This is a genomic window from Catellatospora chokoriensis (genome assembly GCF_011297315.1).
Classification (GTDB): domain Bacteria; phylum Actinomycetota; class Actinomycetes; order Mycobacteriales; family Micromonosporaceae; genus Catellatospora; species Catellatospora citrea.
Genome location: NZ_JAAOTI010000001.1, coordinates 107,473 through 124,052 on the forward strand (window position 1 = coordinate 107,473; position 16,580 = coordinate 124,052).

General features: G+C 71.0%; 16 protein-coding genes and 1 pseudogene. 10 read left to right on the forward strand and 7 right to left on the reverse strand.

All coding sequences use genetic code 11. From position 1 onward, the window contains the following. Window positions 1–2 precede the first annotated feature (2 nt). Window positions 3–431 (reverse strand): hypothetical protein, encoded by a 429-nt coding sequence (locus HAV39_RS00505; RefSeq protein WP_191837150.1) that lies wholly within the window; start codon window positions 429–431, stop codon window positions 3–5. Window positions 432–533: 102 nt separating this feature from the next. Next, window positions 534–1,805, reverse strand: a pseudogene (rho, locus tag HAV39_RS00510) (transcription termination factor Rho); the annotation flags it as partial. Between the two features lie 608 nt (window positions 1,806–2,413). On the opposite strand from rho, the gene HAV39_RS00515 reads away from it, so the two are divergent. The 5 genes from HAV39_RS00515 (at window position 2,414) to HAV39_RS00535 (ending at window position 6,015) form a co-directional block, all read left to right on the forward strand. Further along, window positions 2,414–2,818 (forward strand): hypothetical protein, encoded by a 405-nt coding sequence (locus HAV39_RS00515; RefSeq protein WP_191837152.1) that lies wholly within the window; start codon window positions 2,414–2,416, stop codon window positions 2,816–2,818. A gap of 11 nt (window positions 2,819–2,829) precedes the next feature. Beyond that, window positions 2,830–3,354, forward strand: coding sequence for an ImmA/IrrE family metallo-endopeptidase (locus tag HAV39_RS00520; protein WP_191837153.1), 525 nt, complete (start codon window positions 2,830–2,832; stop codon window positions 3,352–3,354). Beyond that, window positions 3,284–4,513, forward strand: a complete 1,230-nt coding sequence (locus tag HAV39_RS00525; protein ID WP_191837154.1) for an MAB_1171c family putative transporter — start codon at window positions 3,284–3,286, stop codon at window positions 4,511–4,513. Before HAV39_RS00520 ends, HAV39_RS00525 begins: the two co-directional genes overlap by 71 nt. After that, window positions 4,510–5,364 (forward strand): oxygenase MpaB family protein, encoded by an 855-nt coding sequence (locus HAV39_RS00530; RefSeq protein WP_191837155.1) that lies wholly within the window; start codon window positions 4,510–4,512, stop codon window positions 5,362–5,364. Before HAV39_RS00525 ends, HAV39_RS00530 begins: the two co-directional genes overlap by 4 nt. Before the next feature lie 96 nt (window positions 5,365–5,460). Next, a complete protein-coding gene (locus tag HAV39_RS00535) occupies window positions 5,461–6,015 on the forward strand; it encodes a dihydrofolate reductase family protein (protein ID WP_191837156.1) in 555 nt (184 codons plus the stop codon). On the opposite strand, the gene HAV39_RS00540 is transcribed toward HAV39_RS00535, so the two are convergent. Beyond that, on the reverse strand, window positions 5,981–9,058 hold the full coding sequence (locus HAV39_RS00540) for an AfsR/SARP family transcriptional regulator (RefSeq protein WP_191837157.1): 3,078 nt from the start codon (window positions 9,056–9,058) through the stop codon (window positions 5,981–5,983). The two genes, HAV39_RS00535 and HAV39_RS00540, sit on opposite strands and share 35 nt — an antisense overlap. A 68-nt stretch (window positions 9,059–9,126) precedes the next feature. Between HAV39_RS00540 and HAV39_RS00545 the strand changes: the two genes are divergently transcribed. Next, entirely contained in the window at window positions 9,127–9,882 is a 756-nt protein-coding gene (locus HAV39_RS00545; protein WP_191837158.1) for an alpha/beta fold hydrolase, read from the forward strand. 47 nt (window positions 9,883–9,929) lie between these two features. Here the strand turns inward: HAV39_RS00545 and HAV39_RS00550 are convergent, their stop codons facing one another. Together HAV39_RS00550 and HAV39_RS00555 are read right to left on the reverse strand one after the other, a co-directional pair. Next, window positions 9,930–10,229, reverse strand: coding sequence for a putative quinol monooxygenase (locus tag HAV39_RS00550; RefSeq protein ID WP_203736429.1), 300 nt, complete (start codon window positions 10,227–10,229; stop codon window positions 9,930–9,932). 27 nt (window positions 10,230–10,256) lie between these two features. Beyond that, window positions 10,257–11,084, reverse strand: a complete 828-nt coding sequence (locus HAV39_RS00555) for an alpha/beta fold hydrolase (protein ID WP_120320752.1) — start codon at window positions 11,082–11,084, stop codon at window positions 10,257–10,259. 497 nt (window positions 11,085–11,581) lie between these two features. Between HAV39_RS00555 and HAV39_RS00560 the strand changes: the two genes are divergently transcribed. Genes HAV39_RS00560 through HAV39_RS00575 form a run of 4 tightly spaced genes read left to right on the forward strand, consistent with a single transcriptional unit; the run spans window position 11,582 to window position 15,252 of the window. Next, window positions 11,582–12,610 (forward strand): sulfate ABC transporter substrate-binding protein, encoded by a 1,029-nt coding sequence (locus HAV39_RS00560; RefSeq protein ID WP_120320751.1) that lies wholly within the window; start codon window positions 11,582–11,584, stop codon window positions 12,608–12,610. Beyond that, window positions 12,607–13,455, forward strand: coding sequence for a sulfate ABC transporter permease subunit CysT (gene cysT, locus HAV39_RS00565; RefSeq protein ID WP_191837159.1), 849 nt, complete (start codon window positions 12,607–12,609; stop codon window positions 13,453–13,455). The genes HAV39_RS00560 and cysT overlap by 4 nt, the downstream gene beginning before the upstream one ends. Continuing rightward, entirely contained in the window at window positions 13,448–14,275 is an 828-nt protein-coding gene (locus HAV39_RS00570) for a sulfate ABC transporter permease (RefSeq protein ID WP_191837160.1), read from the forward strand. The genes cysT and HAV39_RS00570 overlap by 8 nt, the downstream gene beginning before the upstream one ends. Next, window positions 14,272–15,252 (forward strand): sulfate/molybdate ABC transporter ATP-binding protein, encoded by a 981-nt coding sequence (locus tag HAV39_RS00575; RefSeq protein WP_191837161.1) that lies wholly within the window; start codon window positions 14,272–14,274, stop codon window positions 15,250–15,252. The genes HAV39_RS00570 and HAV39_RS00575 overlap by 4 nt, the downstream gene beginning before the upstream one ends. 92 nt (window positions 15,253–15,344) lie before the next feature. Here HAV39_RS00575 and HAV39_RS00580 read toward each other — a convergent pair whose 3' ends face one another. After that, window positions 15,345–15,809, reverse strand: a complete 465-nt coding sequence (locus tag HAV39_RS00580) for an RrF2 family transcriptional regulator (RefSeq protein WP_191837162.1) — start codon at window positions 15,807–15,809, stop codon at window positions 15,345–15,347. A gap of 143 nt (window positions 15,810–15,952) precedes the next feature. Then, window positions 15,953–16,546, reverse strand: coding sequence for a helix-turn-helix domain-containing protein (locus HAV39_RS00585; RefSeq protein ID WP_191837163.1), 594 nt, complete (start codon window positions 16,544–16,546; stop codon window positions 15,953–15,955). Between the last annotated feature and the right edge of the window lie 34 nt (window positions 16,547–16,580).

Here is a 16,580-nt window from a genome sequence, read left to right on the forward strand (position 1 = left end):
GGTCACTGAGCGCAGGAGATCCCGGGCAACCACTCCGGCGAGTAGCACTCGGCGAACGACCAGTTCCGGTCCGAGTAACGGTCGTCCGTGCTGTCGGTGTACACCTCGAGCCTGCCCTGCGGCAGCACACGGTAGTAGGTGCGAAGCGGGTCACCCTCGACGGTGGGATGAGTCACCTTCAGCTCTGCGCTCTCGCCGTCCTTGAGCGCCCGCTGGAGGCAGGCTATCTCCTGCACCGCCTTCTGCTGCATCTGCTCACCCTGCCCCAGGCTCACCTCGCCACAGCTGGCGAGCTCCGTTCGGGACGTCCATTGGTCCTTGACCGGATCGCCGAACAAGCCGCACCCAGCGGTCAACAGCAACGCAGCCGCTGCCGCGACGCGCCACGGATGATCTGAAACGCGGCGGCGAGCGCTGCTCCGACCCACCATGCCGCACCCCCTTCCCTCGTCGTTCAACGCGCCTGGGGGCCTGATCGGTTCCGTGCATGCGCGCGCCGGACCGGTCCAGACCGGACGGTCGGTCGCGGCAGGTCAGGGCGTGGCGCGAGCGAGCTGCATGAGGAACTCGGCGTTGCTGCTCGTCTTGCGCAGCCGATCGATCAGTTGCTCGCCGGTCTGCTGGCTGTCCATCGCGTGCAGGGCCCGGCGCAGGAGGCGGACCAGGTCCAGCTCCTGCGCGCCGACGAGCAGCTCCTCCCGGCGGGTGCTGGAGGAGTCGACGTCCACGGCCGGGAAGATGCGCCGGTCGGCCAGGCCGCGCAGCAGCCGCAGCTCGGCGTTGCCGGTGCTCTTGAATTCCTCGAAGATGACGGTGTCGCCCAGCGAGCCGGTCTCCACCAGCGCCGTGGCGATGATGGTCAGCGAGCCGCCGCCCTCGATGGTGCGGGCGGCGCCGAGGAAGCGTTTGGGCGCGTGCAGCGCGCCGGCCTCGATACCACCGGACATGACGCGGCCGTTGGACGGTGCGGCGAGGTTGTAGGCCCGGCCCAGCCGGGTGATGGAGTCCAGCAGCACGACGACGTCGCGGCCCTGCTCGACCAGGCGCTTGGCGCGTTCGATGGCGAGTTCGGCGACCGCGATGTGGTCGGCCGGCGGCCGGTCGAAGGTGGACGAGACCACCTCGCCGCGGACGGTGCGCCGCATGTCGGTGACCTCCTCCGGGCGCTCGTCGATGAGGATGGCCATGACGTGCACGTCGGGATGGTTCACCGCGAGAGCGTGGGCGATCGCCTGCAGCACCATGGTCTTGCCCGCCTTGGGCGGCGAGACGACCAGGGCGCGCTGGCCCTTGCCGATCGGGGTGAGCAGGTCGATGACGCGGGTGGTCAGCACCTGGGGTTCGGTCTCCAGGCGCATCCGCTCCCGCGGGTAGATCGGGGTCAGCGCGTAGAAGTCGGGCCGTTCGCGCAGGTGCTCGGCGGGCGCGCCGTTGACGGTGTGCACCTCGGTCACGGTGGGCCGCTGGGGGCGGCGCGGGTCGGCCCGCCCGCCCGCGGCGGTCCGCCGGACGGTGGACGGGTGCGCGGCCGCGCCGGTGACGGCGTCGCCCCGGCGCAGGCCGATCCGCTGCACCAGGCCCGGCGGCAGGTACGGGTCGCCCGGGTCGGGCAGGTAGCCGTCGAGCCGGACGAAGAAGTTCTTGTCGCGCACGTCGACGATGCCGCTGACGGCGGTCGCCGGGGTGGGCTCGGCGGTGCCCGCTTCGGCGTCGTCGGGTTCGATGCCACCCGGCGACTTCGTGCGGGCCCGCGCGGGGACGCGGCGTCGGCGGGTGGTTGTCGCCGGTCCCGTCGCGCCGGTTCCGGCGGCGGGATTCCCGGTCGCTGCGCCGGTGGGGCGCAGGTCGAGATCGGTCATGGGTACTCCTCGGAGACGGTGCGCCAGGGCACGGGCGTGCTGGGGCGCGATGGGCACCGAGCGCCTGATCACGGATGCCGAGCCCGGATCGCGAGACGTCGCGATTCGCTCGGCCGCTGAGGCAGCGGTGCGGTGGGAAACCGATCTCGGCGGAACGCGGACGCGTGGCCGATGATCGGGGAAAGGGCATCCTCGGGGCGGGAACTCCACGCCTGCATCGACAGATGCTTGATCAAAGGTACCCCACCGGTCGGGTCCCGGCAAGCGGCGCGCCGGTGGGCGCGTCACAAGGAGAGTGGCCTCGGGCCGCTCCCCTTGTGCCCCCGTTACGCCGCGGTGCAGGCACTCGCCCCCGAAAGCCTGCCTGTCCGCGCCGAGCCACAGCCCGCGCGGTCCTGTTCGTCCAGACCCGTAACGCCAGCGGCGCACGGTTTTCTGCCATGCTCGCAAATTGAGTCTGGGACCTCGACAGCATAGGCTGTTGACTATGGATTCTGTCAACCACAGCTAACACTCCGGTGGTTGGCGTCAGCTGCAGATGACTGAGGGGCGTCATGGGCGAGAACAGCGGCCCCGGAACGGTCGCCGAGCGCTTGACCAGGCTCTTCGACACCGTCACCAATCCCCGCACGGCGAAGCGCTACACCGACCGAGAGGTGGCCGCGGCGGTCGGCTGCTCCCATACGCTGATCTTCGACCTGCGCAAGGGGAACACCCCGCCCGAGAAGACGCAGGCGGGCATCCTCATGCGGTTGGCCAGGCATTTCGGGATGGACGACAACCATCTCATGCCGGCCGGCTCCGGCTCGGTCGACCCGGAGGTGTGGTCCTTCGCCATGCGCGTGAAGGCCATCTCGCCGGCGGGCCTGGCGATGCTGAACGGTGTCCTGGATCACATCGCCGAGCTGGAGGCTCGCGCGGCCCCCCGGCCGGGCGCGACCGACGACGCATCGATTTAGACTGTCGCCCTATGCCACCCAGCCGCGAGGTCTTCGCCGAGTGCAGCAGTGCGCTGGAAGGCCTGGCCATCCCCGACCCCTGGGACGTGGTGGCGCTGGTCGAGTGGCTCGGGCAGCAGCGCGGTCGCCCGATCATCCTGATCCCGTGGCCGACCGCGGGCGGAGTCACGGGCTGCTGGGTGGCGGCGGCCCACCAGGACTACATCGTGTACGAGCGCACCGCCACCCCGCTGCACCGGTCGGTGATCGTCTGCCACGAGGTCGCGCACATCTGGCTGGGCCATCGCGGACACTCCACGAACGCCCTGGCGGACGAGTCCGCGCTGCCGCACGACTACCGCGACGACGAGGAGATCCGGGCGGAGACCCTGGCCGAGCTCATCCTCGAGAAGGCTGCCCTGCCCGCCCCCAAGGTGCCGGCCGACGTGCTGCGCGTGATGAAGACACTGGATCAAGGAGTGACCGTTGATTCCCTGGCTGACCAGCGGGGCGTTTCTGCTCGCGGCCGTCGTCGTTGGCGCGGTCCTCGCCCGTAGGCCGCAGGCGCGCACCCCAGCGGGCAAGGCACTGCTCACGTGGAACCTGTTCGGCGCCGTGGCGCAGATCGTGACGATCCATCCCGTGTACCACGCGGTCGGCTCGCTGGTCGGCCACCACAACACGGCCATCGTGATCAGTCACGGCCTCGGGCTGGTCGCCGCCTTCTTCGCCGAGATCATGATGCTGTGCTGGACCCGGGACGCCGACGGGACCCGCGCCGCGGCCCGCTCCCGCGCCGCCGTCACCGGCGGGGCCATCGCTGCGCTCGCCGTGCTGTTCGCGCTCACCCCCGAGGTCGCCGACACCCCGTCGAGCTGGCGGCTGGACAACATCGAGCGGCCCACCGTGGCCCTGTACTCGGTGGTGTACGCGCTGGCGTACTCCTGGGTGCTGCTGGACCTGTGCCGGTTGAGCGTGCGCTACGCGCGCATGGTCGTCACCCCGCAGACCAGGATCGGTCTGCGGCTGTTCACGGTCGGCACCGCGTTCGGCCTGGCCTACCAGCTGATGGCCGCGGTCGACGGGCTGGTCGGCGTCACCGGGCACCGCCTGCCCGCGCACACCCCGCTGAGCCTGGCACTGGTCTGCGTCGGGGTGGTGCTCCTCTGCCTCGGCGCGGTCGTCCCGCTGGTCACCACCGCCGTGATCGAGTTCGCGCGGCGCTGCCGGCAGGCCTGGCTGTGCCACCGGATGGAACCGCTCTACCGGGACCTGGCGACCGAATACCCGCAGGTCCTGAAAGGCCCCGTCCGGTACGGCACCACGGGCTGGCTGGTCAACTGGTACGGCAACGGCCGCCGGCTGATGCAGCGCACCATCGAGATCCACGACGGGCTGTCCGAACTGCGGCCCTGGATGGACGACCTCGCGTACCGGGTCGGCGCGACCGAAGCGATGAAGGAGGGCTTCGACGCCGAGGCCGTGGCCCTCGTCGCGCAGTCCGTCCAGGTCGCCGACGCCCTGCGGACCAGGCGCGGCGGCGCGCCGGGCCACCGGATCCACGTGGAGATGGTCGAGGTGGCCAAGGACCACGAAGCGGTGTGGCTGGCGCGGCTGGCACAGACCTATCGCACGCGCCTGGTCGACCATACGCTCGACGCGCTGGCGTCCCGGCGCGACCCGGCCGCCGCGGCGGCCGTGCGGAACCCGTCGTGACCTCGCCCGCGGCCCGCGACACGCGCCACCCGGACCTGTCGGCCGGACACCTCGCCGTCTACCGGCACCTGGCGCTGCGCGAGTTCGGCGCCGACCTGCGCATCGGCCTGAACCTGGCCTTCTACCGCACCTTCGCGGTGCCGGCCATCGCGCGGCTGCTCGTCGACACCGGTGAGATGACCGAGCGCACCCGCAAGCGCGCCGACGACACCGGGCTGATGATGTACGAGCTGATCGCCCACGGCCCGCACCACCCGCGCGGCCGGCAGGTCATCGCGTCGCTCAACCGCATCCACCGCGTCTACGACATCACGCCCGACGAGTACCGGTACGTGCTCGGCACGTTCGTCTTCATCCCGACCCGGTGGATCGACCGGTACGGCCCGCGCCGGCTGCGCCCGCACGAACGCGAGGCGACCTGGCACTTCTGGCGCGAGGTCGGCCGGCTCATGAACGTGCGCGACGTGCCGGACACCTGGGCCGGGTTCGAACAGTGGTTCAACGCGTTCGAACAGGCGAACTTCGGCCAGGACGAAGCCGCCACCCGGCTCATCGACGCCACCCGCGACCTGCTGGCGACCCGTTTCCCGAAGGCGCTGCGCCGGTGGGCCGGGGCGGCGAGCGACGCCCTGCTCGACGAGGACGTGCGCCGGGCGCTCGGCGTGCCCGCACCCGCCCGCACCATCCGGATCGCGGTACGCGGTCTGCTGCGGGTCAACGCGTTGACACGGCGTTTCAAGGCGCTGCCCGCGGAGTTCTTCACCCCCGGCCAGCCGACCCGGCACTACCCCGCCGGGTACGTGCTGGACGAGCTGGGGCCGGACCCGGTGCGGCCCGTGCCGCGGCGCTGACGGGCCGCCGTAGGGCGACCTGAAGCGAATCGTAAGCGCGACCGGGCAGTGTTCGGGGTGCAGCCAGCGAGCACCACCGACACCCAGGAGACTCCGATGCGCAAGCTCATCAACTCGACCTACATCACCCTCGACGGCGTCATCGACAACCCCATGTGGACCATGCCGTACTTCGACGACGAGGCGGCCGCCTTCGCCGGCTTCCAGACCAGCACCGCCGACGCGCTGCTGATGGGCCGCGCCACCTACGACGGCATGTCCGCGGCCTGGCCGACCCGGGACGAGAGCGACCCGAGCACCGGCGCGGCCTACTTCAACAGCGTCAAGAAGTACGTCGCCTCGACCACGCTGACCGACCCCGCGTGGCGCAACAGCGAGGTGCTCCAGGGCGACCTGGTCGAGGAGGTCGCCAAGATCAAGGCGCAGGACGGCGGGGACATCCTGCAGTACGGCTACGGCTCGGTGACCACGCAGCTCATCCGGGCCGGGCTGGTCGACGAGGTGCGCTTCTGGATCTGCCCGGTGCTGGAGGGCGGCGACAGCCTGACCACCCCGCTCAAGGACGTCAAGGCGTCGTTCGAGCTGGTCGACACCAAGGTGATGAAGAGCGGCGTCGTCATCGTCTCGTACCGGCCGAAGGCCGCCGAGTGACCTGCGCTTCGACCTGAGCCCGGGCCTGTCCCGGGCTCAGTGCCGCGCCCTCGGCGAGCAGCGCCGCGAAACGCTCCGCGCCGAGCGCGGCGACCAGCCGCTCCGTCACCCGGTCGGTGTCGTCGCGCTCGACCGGGGAGGCGGGAGCCTGCGCCGCGGTCCGGGCCGCGGCGGCCGCACCGAGCAGCCGAGCCGCGACCTCGGGCGCACCCGCCGCCGACGCCATGCCCTCCAGGGCGAACACCGCGTCGCGCGGGGAGGCGATCGCCTCGGCGGCGTCGTACGCCTCGACATGCAGGGCGAGCGCCGCGGCGCGGTCGCTGGTGTGCTCCACGACGTGGCCCAGCTCGACCAGAATCATCGGCAGGTAGAACGTCGGTTGCCGCTCGGCGCGGCCCTGCTCGGCGATACGCGTCAGGTGCACGGCGGCCACGTCGAGCCGGCCCTGCCGGCGCGCGGCCATGCCGAGGCTGGTCTCGGCGAAGACGATCGCGCTCGACATGCCCTGCTCGACTGCCATCCGGTAGGCGCGTTCCGCCAGCTCCCGGCCCGCCGCGTAGTCGCGGGTCTGCACCGCGAGCCAGGCCAGCCAGGACAGCTTGCTGCACACCTCCGGCCACAGCGCCAGCTCCTCGGCCCAGCCCAGCCCTTCCTGGTGCAGGGCGATCGCGCGATCGTGCTCGCCCTTCATCTCCGCCAGGCCGCCGACCCAGTCATTAGCCTGCAGCCGCCCCCACCGGTCGCCGAACTCGGCGAACAGGGCGGCGCTGCGCGTGGCGGCGGCCTCCAGCGCGGCCAGATCCCCGGCGGCGTGCGCGAGTTTGGCCCGCGTGCTGAGCACGGCCGCTTCGGTCCACCGGTCGTCGCCGGCCGCGTCCAGCAGCTCGGACGCGAACGCGACCTCGGCGTGGTCGAGCACCGCGTTCGCGGTGAACCAGGTCGCCCGGCCGTCGGAGTCACCGGCCAGCGCGGACCGGACCTCGTCCGGCGCGATCGCCTCGCCCTGCAGCAGCGCGAACCCGATCCGCCACGCCGCGGCCCGGGACTGCTCCGCCGCGTCGCCGGGCGCGGCCAGCGCCTGCCGCGCCTCGGTGATCCTGCCGCGCAGGAACCAGTACCAGGTCAGGGCGTTGGCCAGGCGCAGCCCGCCGCCGTGCGCCAGGGCCGCGCGCAGGTTGGCCGCCTCCGCGTCGAGCCGGGCCAGCCACTGCTGCTGGTCCACGCCGCGCAGTCGCGGGTCGGCGCGTTCGGCCAGGTCGGTGTAGTACGCCGCATGGCGGGCGCGGACGGCGTCGGCGTCGGCGAGGCGTTCGAGGCAGAACGCGGCCACCGATTCGAGCAGCCGGTAGCGCGGACCCGCCGGGTGCTCGTCCAGCACCACCAGCGACCGGTCCACCAGCCGGGCCAGGGTGTCGAGATCGGTCCGGCAGACCTGCTCGGCGGCCTGCGGCGTGCAGCCGTCGCGGAACACCGCGAGCCCGGCGAGCACCGCCCGATCGGCCTCGTCCAGCAGGTCCCAGCTCCACCCGATGACCGCGCTCAGTGTGCGCTGCCGCGGCGGCATGTCCCGCTGCTGCGTGGTGAGCAGCTGGAACCGGTCGTCGAGCCGGTCCAAGACACCCTGCACCCCGAGCGCGCGCACCCTGGTCGCGGCCAGTTCCAGCGCCAGCGGCAGGCCGTCGAGCCGGCGGCACAGCTGGGCCACCGCGCCAGCCGTGCTCGTGTCGAGCCGGAAACTGCGCTGCTGCGCCGCCGCGCGTACGGCGAACAGCCTGGCCGCGGCCGAGCGCCGGACCGTGTCGAGGTCGTCGCCGCCGTCCGGCACGGCCAGCGGCGGCACCTCCCAGAGCAGCTCACCGGTCAGGCCCAGCGGTTCCCGGCTGGTGGCCAGCACGCGCAGCTCCGGTGCGTCCCGCAGCAGGCGGGCGACCAGCGCGGCGGCCGGCTCGATCACGTGCTCGCAGTTGTCGAGCACGAGCAGCAGCCGCCGTCCGGCGACCGCGGCGGACAGCCGGTCGGCGGCGGAGACGCTGGCGCCCGCCACCTCGCGCAGGTCCATCGTGGCCAGCACCCGGTCGGCGACGTGCCCGGCGCCGGCCGGCAGCGGGGCGAGTTCGACCAGGTGGACGCCGTCGGGAAAGCTCTGCTCGCGGGCGGCCTCGGTGGCCAGCCGGGTCTTGCCGACACCGCCCGGCCCGATCAGCGTGACCAGGCGCTGCGCCGGGATCAGCCGGCGCAGTTCGGTCAGCGCCTCCGCGCGGCCGACCAGCTCGTCGAGCCGGGCGGGCAGGCTGTTGCGGACGAGCGCGGCCCGAGGCGGGGTGGCGAGGCCCGCATCGTGTTCGAGTACGCGGCGGTGCAGCGCGACCAGCTCCGGACCCGGGTCCAGGCCGAGTTCCTCGGCGAGCCGGTCGCGCAGGTCGGCGTAGCTGTCCAGGGCCTCGGACTGGCGACCGGAGGCGTACAGGGCACGCAGCTGCAGCGCCCGCAGGCCCTCCCGCAGCGGATGCCGGGTGACCAGCTCGGCGAGGTCGGCGGCGACCAGGTCGTGCTCGCCGCGGGCCAGCCGGGCCTCGGCGAGGCGCTCGTGCACGGCAAGTCGCTGCTCGGCGAGCCGGGCGCGCTCCGCGCGGGCGAACTCCTCGTCGGCGAAGTCGGCGTACGCGTCGCCGCGCCACAGCGCCATGGCCGCGGCGAGCCGGTCCGCGTCGGTGGAGTCGGCCGACTCGGCGAACCGGTCGGCGTCGACGGCGTCGGTGCGCAACAGGTAGCCGGGCGGCCGCGACTCGATCAGGTCGCGGGCTCCCGGCTCGGCGTCGTTGAGGGCCTTGCGCAGTTGCGACACCCGCACCTGCAGCGCCGCTCCCGGGTCGGCGGGCGAGTCCTCGCCCCACAGGTCGTCGATGAGGCGGTCGGCCGACACCACCTGGTTGCGGTTGGCCAGCAGGTCCGCCAGCAGCTGCCTGACCTTGACCCCCGGCACGACCACCGGCTCGCCGGCGTCGGTGGTGACGGCGAGCGGCCCGAGCACGCCGAACTGCACGTCGCTGATCCTAGCCGCGGCGGCGCGACCGGAAGCGGACCGTAAGCGCCGCGGCGCATCGTGCGGGCATGGACATCTATCACGAGGAACACGGCACGGGCGAGGGCCGCCCGCTGGTGCTGATCCACGGCGCGCTCTCCGGCATCGGCACGTCGTTCGGCTCGATCCTGCCGCTGCTGGCGAGAACCCGGCGGCTGATCGCCGTCGAGCTGCAGGCGCACGGGCGCACCCCCGACATCGACCGGCCGCTGACGGTCGAGGCGTTCGCCACCGACGTGGTCGAACTGCTCGACCGCCTGGGCGTGGCGCGGGCGGACGTGTTCGGCTGGAGCATGGGCGCGGCGGTCGCGCTGCGGCTGGGCACCCACCACGCCGGCCGGGTGGGCCGGCTGGTGCTGGCGTCGGTGAGCTTCGACGACGCGGGCCTGCATCCAGGCCTGCTCGACGGCATCGCGGACCTGCGGCCCGAACACCTGCACGGCTCGGAGTTCCACGAGGAGTACCTGCGCACCGCGCCGGACCCGGCGGGCTGGTCCGATCTGGTCACCAAGATGAAGGTGCTCGACGCGAACCTGCCGCGGTGGACGCCCGCGCAGATCCGCGCGCTGGACGCGCCGGTGATGCTGGTGCTGGCCGACTCGGACATCGTCGCCCCCGAGCACGCCGTGCACATGTTCCGGCTGCTCGGCGGCGGCGTGGTGGGCGATCTGGCGGGTCTGCCGGCCTGCCGCCTGGCCGTGCTGCCGGGCACCTCGCACACCATGGTCCCGCAGCGGGCGGCCTGGCTCGCGCCGATGATCGACGACTTCCTGGACGACGCGTAGCAGGCCGAGGAGCCCTGCCGCGGGGCAGGGCTCCTCGGGAGGTCCGGTCAGGCCGGCATCTTGTAGGTCAGCAGGTCCACCGGATTGATCTTCGGTGGCGGGTCGAACAGGTCCGCACGGGCCTCCAGGCCCTGGCGCACCTTTCCGGCCAGGTGGAACTGCCGGTCGTCCTCGTTGTTGAAGGCGTCGAAGATGCGGAACGACGTCGGGCCGACCTGGAAGGCGTACCAGACGATCGTGCCGGGTTCGGCGTCCACCAGTGCTTTGGCCTGCCGCAGGAACTCGGCGACCTCGCCCTCGTGACCGGGCTTGGCTTCCATCTCGACGAGAAAACCCAGCGTGAGCACGGGTGCTCCCCTCCTGCCGGACCTGGGTCAGCCCTTGAGGAAGGCGAGCAGATCGGCGTTGAACTCGTCCTGGTGGGTCGCGAACAGCCCGTGCGGCGCTCCCGGGTAGATCTTGAAGGTGTTGTTCGGGATCAGCTTGGACGACTTCATGCCGGAGGCGACGATGGGCACGATCTGGTCGTCGTCACCCTGGATGATCAGCACCGGCACGTCGCACTTCTTGCAGTCCTCGGTCTGGTCGGTCTCGGAGAAGGCCTTGATGCAGTCATAGGCGGCCTTGAACCCCAGCGTCATGCCCTGCAGCCAGAACTCGTCGCGCAGACCCTGGCTGACCTTGTTGCCGTCGCGGTTGGCGCCGAAGAACGGGGCGCTCAGGTCCTTCCAGAACTGCGACCGGTCGCGTTCGACACCGGCCCGCAACTCGTCGAAGACGCTGCGGGGCAGGCCCTCGGGGTTGGCGTCGGTCTGCAGCATCAGCGGCGGAATCGCGCCGACCAGCACCGCCTTGGAGACCCGGTCGGTGCCGTGCCGGGCCATGTAGCGCATGACCTCGCCGCCGCCGGTGGAGTGTCCGACGAGGACGATGTCGCGCAGGTCGAGCTTCTCGATCACCGCGGCGAGGTCGTCGGCGTACGTGTTGAGGTCGTTGCCCTCCCACGGCTGGCTGGATCGGCCGTGGCCGCGGCGGTCGTGCGCTATGCCGCGGAAGCCGTTGGAGACGACGTACCACATCGGGTCGTCCCAGGCGTCGGCGGTGAGCGGCCAGCCGTGACTGAAGACGACGGGCTGTCCCGTACCCCAGTCCTTGTAGAAGATCTGGGTTCCGTCCTTGGTGGTTGCCATGCCGGTGCTCATGGGGCGACTCCCTGCTTCGAAAGGCTGGAAACGAGTACGTCGCGGCACACCGTCGGGCCGACCCTCCGAAGCTAACATCACGAGCTTATCGGACTTGTCGGTTTAGAGATGAAACAACCTACCTGGCCTTCTGCCACATTTCAGGGTTTTTCACCCTGTTTCACACCCATGGCACACGTCACGCACCCGATGCGCGCACTCAGCCGTTCGGCTGGTCATTATTTCCTAATTCGGGCATATGTCTTGTATTCCGTGGCCCCGCGCGGCAAACCCTTGAAAGTCTAGCGGATTAGTGGGATATTCGTTTCGTGGTCGTCCGGATCACGTCCCCACCGGGCACCCACCGGAGGTCGTGGCATCGGAGCCCGACGTCGCACGTGCCGGCCGACCATGTCCCACCACAGAACTGCACCCCCAAACATTGATGATTACCGATCGCGCCGAGCTCTCGGCGTTATTCGGTGTGCGCGTTTGCGCCCGAGGAGGACAGGTTCCGCATGAAGAACCGGATCAGAGCAGCCGCCGCACTCGCCGTCACCGCCGTCCTGGCGCTGTCGGCCTGCGGCGGGACCGACAACGGCGGCACCACGGGATCGAGCACCACGCTGAACATCGTCGGCTTCGCGGTGCCGGAGGCGGCCAACAAGGCGATCGCGGCCGAGTGGAACAAGACCGACGCCGGCAAGGGCGTCAAGTTCCAGACGTCGTACGGCGCGTCCGGCGACCAGAGCCGCGCGGTCGTGGCCGGCCTCAAAGCCGACTACGTGCACTTCTCGGTCTCCAGCGACGTCACCCGGCTCGTCGACGCGAACCTGGTGGCCAAGGACTGGAACGCGGGCCCGAACAAGGGCATCGTGTCCTCCTCGATCGTGGTGCTCGCGGTGCGCCAGGGCAACCCGAAGAACATCCAGGGCTGGGACGACCTGATCAAGCCGGGCGTCCAGATCGTCACCCCGAACCCGGCCTCCTCGGGCGCCGCCCGGTGGAACGCGCTCGCCGCGTGGGGCCACATCACCGCCAACGGCGGCACCGACGCGCAGGCCACCGAATTCCTGACGAAGCTGTTCGCCAACGTCGTCGCCCTGCCGGGCAGCGGCCGCGACGCCACCACCAGCTTCCTGGGCGGCACCGGCGACGTGCTGCTGGCCTACGAGAACGAGGCCATCCTGGCCACCCAGGCGGGCGAGAAGTTCGACTGGGTCGTTCCCGCGACCACCATCCTGATCGAGAACCCGGGCGCGGTCCTGACCAACGCCGACCCCAAGGCCAAGGAGTGGCTGAACTTCGTGCTCAGCAAGGACGGCCAGCGCCAGTTCGCGCTCAAGGGCTTCCGGCCGATCATCGAGGGCGTGGACACCACCGGCATCGAGGGCGCCAAGGACCCGGCCAACCCGTTCCCGACGCCGCAGAAGCTGCTCACCGTGTCGAAGGACTTCGAGAGCTGGTCGGCTCTGTCGAAGAAGTTCTTCGACGAGAAGGAGGGCATCATCGTCAAGGTCATCGCAGCCTCGGGCAAGGCTAAGTGACCTCGACCGCGCTCTCCCCGGACCGGCCGGCGACCTCTCGCCGGCCGGTCCGGGCCGGCCGCCCGCTGACCCGAGTCTCCGGACTCGGCCTCGGCGTGGCGATGATGTGGTTCAGCCTGCTCGTGCTCATCCCGCTCGCCGCCGTGGTGGTCACCGCGTCGGCGGGCGGGTGGAGCGCGTTCTGGCAGGCGGTGACCAACGAGCAGACCGCCGCGGCGATCGAGCTCACCGTTGGCACCGCGTTCGCCGTGACGCTGGTGAACATCGTCATGGGAACCATGATCGCGTGGGTGCTGGTCCGGGACCGGTTCTTCGGCAAGCGCGCGCTCGAAATCCTGATCGACATCCCCTTCGCGCTGCCGACCATCGTCGCCGGTCTGGTCCTGCTGTCGCTGTACGGCAAGACCAGCCCGCTCGGCATCGACATCGCCAACACCCGCCCCGCGGTGTTCCTCGCGTTCCTGTTCGTCACCCTGCCGTTCGTGGTCCGCACGGTGCAGCCGGTGCTGGCCGAACTGGAGCGCGACGTCGAGGAGGCGGCGATGTCGCTGGGCGCCAGCCGGTTCACCGTCTTCCGGCGGATCATCCTGCCCAGCCTGACGCCCGCGATCGCCGCCGGCGCCGCGCTGTCGTTCGCCCGCGGGGTCAGCGAGTACGGCTCGCTGGTGCTGCTGTCGGGCAACCTGCCGATGAAGACGGAGGTCACCTCGGTGCGCATCCTCAGCAGCATCGAGAACGACAACCTGGACAGCGCGGCGGCGGTCGCCACGATCCTGCTGGCGATCTCGTTCGCCGTCATCGTGCTGCTCGACGTCATCCAGCGGAGGATGGTGCGCCGTGGCTAGCCACCCCAGCACCCGCACCCGCCGCGGCCCGGTCACCCACCTGGTCCGCCTGCTCGTGATCGCCTACCTGTTCTTCCTGGTGGCGTGGCCGGTGTACCTGGTCGGCAAGAACACGTTCGCCGACGGCATGGACAACATCAACGGCATCCTCGAAGATCCCGACATCGTGCACGCGATCAGCCTCACCGTGCAGGTCGCGATCATCGCCGTGGTCATCAACACGCTGTTCGGCGTCGGCATCTCGCTGCTGCTCGTCCGATACGACTTCCCCGGAAAACGTCTGCTCAGCGCCCTGCTGGACATGCCGCTGTCGGTGTCGCCGATCGTCGTCGGCCTCGCCCTGGTGCTCGTGTACGGCGGCCGCAACGGCTGGTTCGGACCCGGCCTGGAGAGCGTGGGCTTCCAGGTCATCTTCGCCACCCCCGGCATCGTGCTGGCCACCGTGTTCGTCGCGCTGCCGCTGGTGATCCGCGAAGTGGTGCCCGTGCTGGAGGAGGTCGGCGAGGAGCAGGAGCAGGCCGCCCGCAGCCTGGGCGCGAACGCTTGGCAGACGTTCCGGCGGATCACCCTGCCGTCGATCAAGTGGGGTGTCGTCTACGGCGTCGTGCTGAGCCTGGCCCGGTCGCTGGGCGAGTTCGGCGCGGTCAAGGTCGTGTCCGGCAACGTGCTCGGCGAGACCCGCACCGCCACCCTGGTCGTCGAGGAGAAGTACCTCAACTTCGACAAGGGCGGCGCGTACGCCACCGCGTTCCTGCTCGCCCTGGTGGCGGTCGCCTGCATCATCATCGTCTCAGTCATTCGGCCGAAGGAAGACCGTTGAGTATCGAGATCGTCAACGTTTCCAAGCGCTTCGGGGACTTCGTCGCGCTCGACAACGTGTCCGTGAGCATCCCCTCCGGGCAGCTCACCGCGCTGCTCGGCCCGTCCGGCGGCGGCAAGTCGACACTGCTGCGCATCATCGCCGGCCTGGAGACCGCCGACAGCGGCCGCATCGAGATCGAAGGCGTCGACGCGACGAAGCTGTCGCCGCAGAAGCGCAACGTCGGCTTCGTGTTCCAGCACTACGCCGCGTTCAAGCACCTGTCGGTCGCGCGCAACGTCGCGTTCGGACTGGAGATCCGCAAGCGGCCCAAGGACGAGATCCGCGAGCGCGTCCACGAGCTGCTCAATCTCGTGCACCTGTCCCAGTTCGCCGACCGGCTGCCCTCGCAGCTGTCCGGCGGCCAGCGCCAGCGCATGGCCCTGGCCCGCGCGCTCGCCGTGCAGCCGACCGTGCTGCTGCTCGACGAGCCGTTCGGCGCGCTCGACGCCAAGGTCCGCAAGGAGCTGCGCGACTGGCTGCGCCGCCTGCACGACGAGGTCCACGTGACGACCGTGTTCGTCACGCACGACCAGGAGGAGGCCCTGGAGGTCGCCGACGAGATCGTGGTCATCAACGAGGGCCGGGTGGAGCAGATCGGGTCGCCCGACGAGCTGTACGACGCCCCCGCCAACGACTTCGTCATGCGCTTCCTCGGCCCGGTCACCGAGCTGGGCGACCGCCTGGTGCGTCCGCACGACCTGCAGCTGCTGACCGGCGGCGAGCCGGACGCGGTCCCGGGCCGCATCACGCGGGTCACCCGGGTCGGCTTCGAGATCAGGGTCGTGGTCGCCGTGGGCGAGCAGCCGGTCACGGTCACCCTGACCCGCAACGAGTTCCTGTCCCTGGACCTGCAGGTCGGTTCCGAGGTGCAGGTGCGCGTCGCGCCGGAGGTCGCCGCGACGGTCGGGCAGCCCAGGTTGCTCGGCGCGGTCTGATGCCGCGGCACGGAGGCCTCCGGGCGGTATGGCACGGTCCTGACGCGCCATCTCCCGGAGGCCCCCGTGCGCGGTGGTCCGCCGCGCCACGGTCATGGGCGGTGCCGGGTGGCGCCGTCCGCCGTGGTGTCGCGATCGGTTCGCGGCCCGGCCGCCTGACCGTCGCCGAGCAGGTCGAGCAGGGTGGTGCTGTCCAGCAGGTCGCTGGTGAACGTGTGGACCGACTGCCAGAGTCCGGGCAGCGCGGTGGCCGCACCCGTATACGTGATGGTGTGCGGAGGGCGGCCGCGGACGCTGGCCAGCGCCCCGCTGACCGCCCGCATGATGTCGCCGACGCTGATCTGCTCGAGCTGCCGGGCCAGGCTGAACCCGCCGTCCGTGCCGGGGCGGCTGCTCAGCAGCTCGGCGCGCCGCAGGTCGGCGAGGATCGACGGCAGGTAGCTGGCGGGTATGCCCTGCATGACGGCCAGATCGCTCGTCTTCACCGGACCGCCGCCCGCCGCGGCGATGGCCAGCATCGCCTGCACCGCATAGTCGTGTCGCGCTGAGATGTGCACGGCCCCATGGATTCCTGCTCGTGACGGCGCGGCCGGCAGCAGGCGCGCAGCGTGCGATGTCCGCCTAATCCTATAACTTCGATAGATAATATAGGGGATAACGGGTCGGGGCAATGCCGGTCACGATCCGATCTCGACACCGCTCAGGCGGCGCCCTTCTGCTTCGGCCTGGCCCGCAGGTGCGCGCGCTCGCCCTGGGTGCCGAACAGGCTGAGGAACTCGACCGGCTCGGGGTCGGCCGCGCCGAACCAGTGCGGCACACGGGTGTCGAACTCGGCCGCCTCACCGGGCACGAGCACGAAGTCCTGCTCGCCCAGCACCATCCGCAGCCGGCCGTTGAGGACGTACAGCCATTCATAGCCCTCATGGGTCTTGGGCTCCGGGTTGCGGCGGCGGCTGTCGGCGGGGATCACCAGCTTGTACGCCTGGATGCCGCCCGCCCGGCGGGTCAGCGGCAGCATGGTCATCCCATGCCGGGTGACCGGGCGCAGGTGGATGCGCGGATCGCCGGTCGGCGGGGCGTCGACGAGCTCGTCCAGCGTGACGCCGTGTGCCCTGGCCAGCGGCAGCAGCAGTTCGAGGGTCGGTTTGCGGGAGCCGGACTCCAGCCGGGACAGGGTGCTCACCGAGATCCCGGTCGCCGTCGACAGGTCGGCCAGGGTGGTCTCCCGCTGCCGGCGCAGCGCGCGCAGCCGGGGGCCGACCGCACCAAGGGCTTGGTCAAGGTCGTCGTCCATGCACCCACTTTGCCAGATCAGCAACAGGATTTGC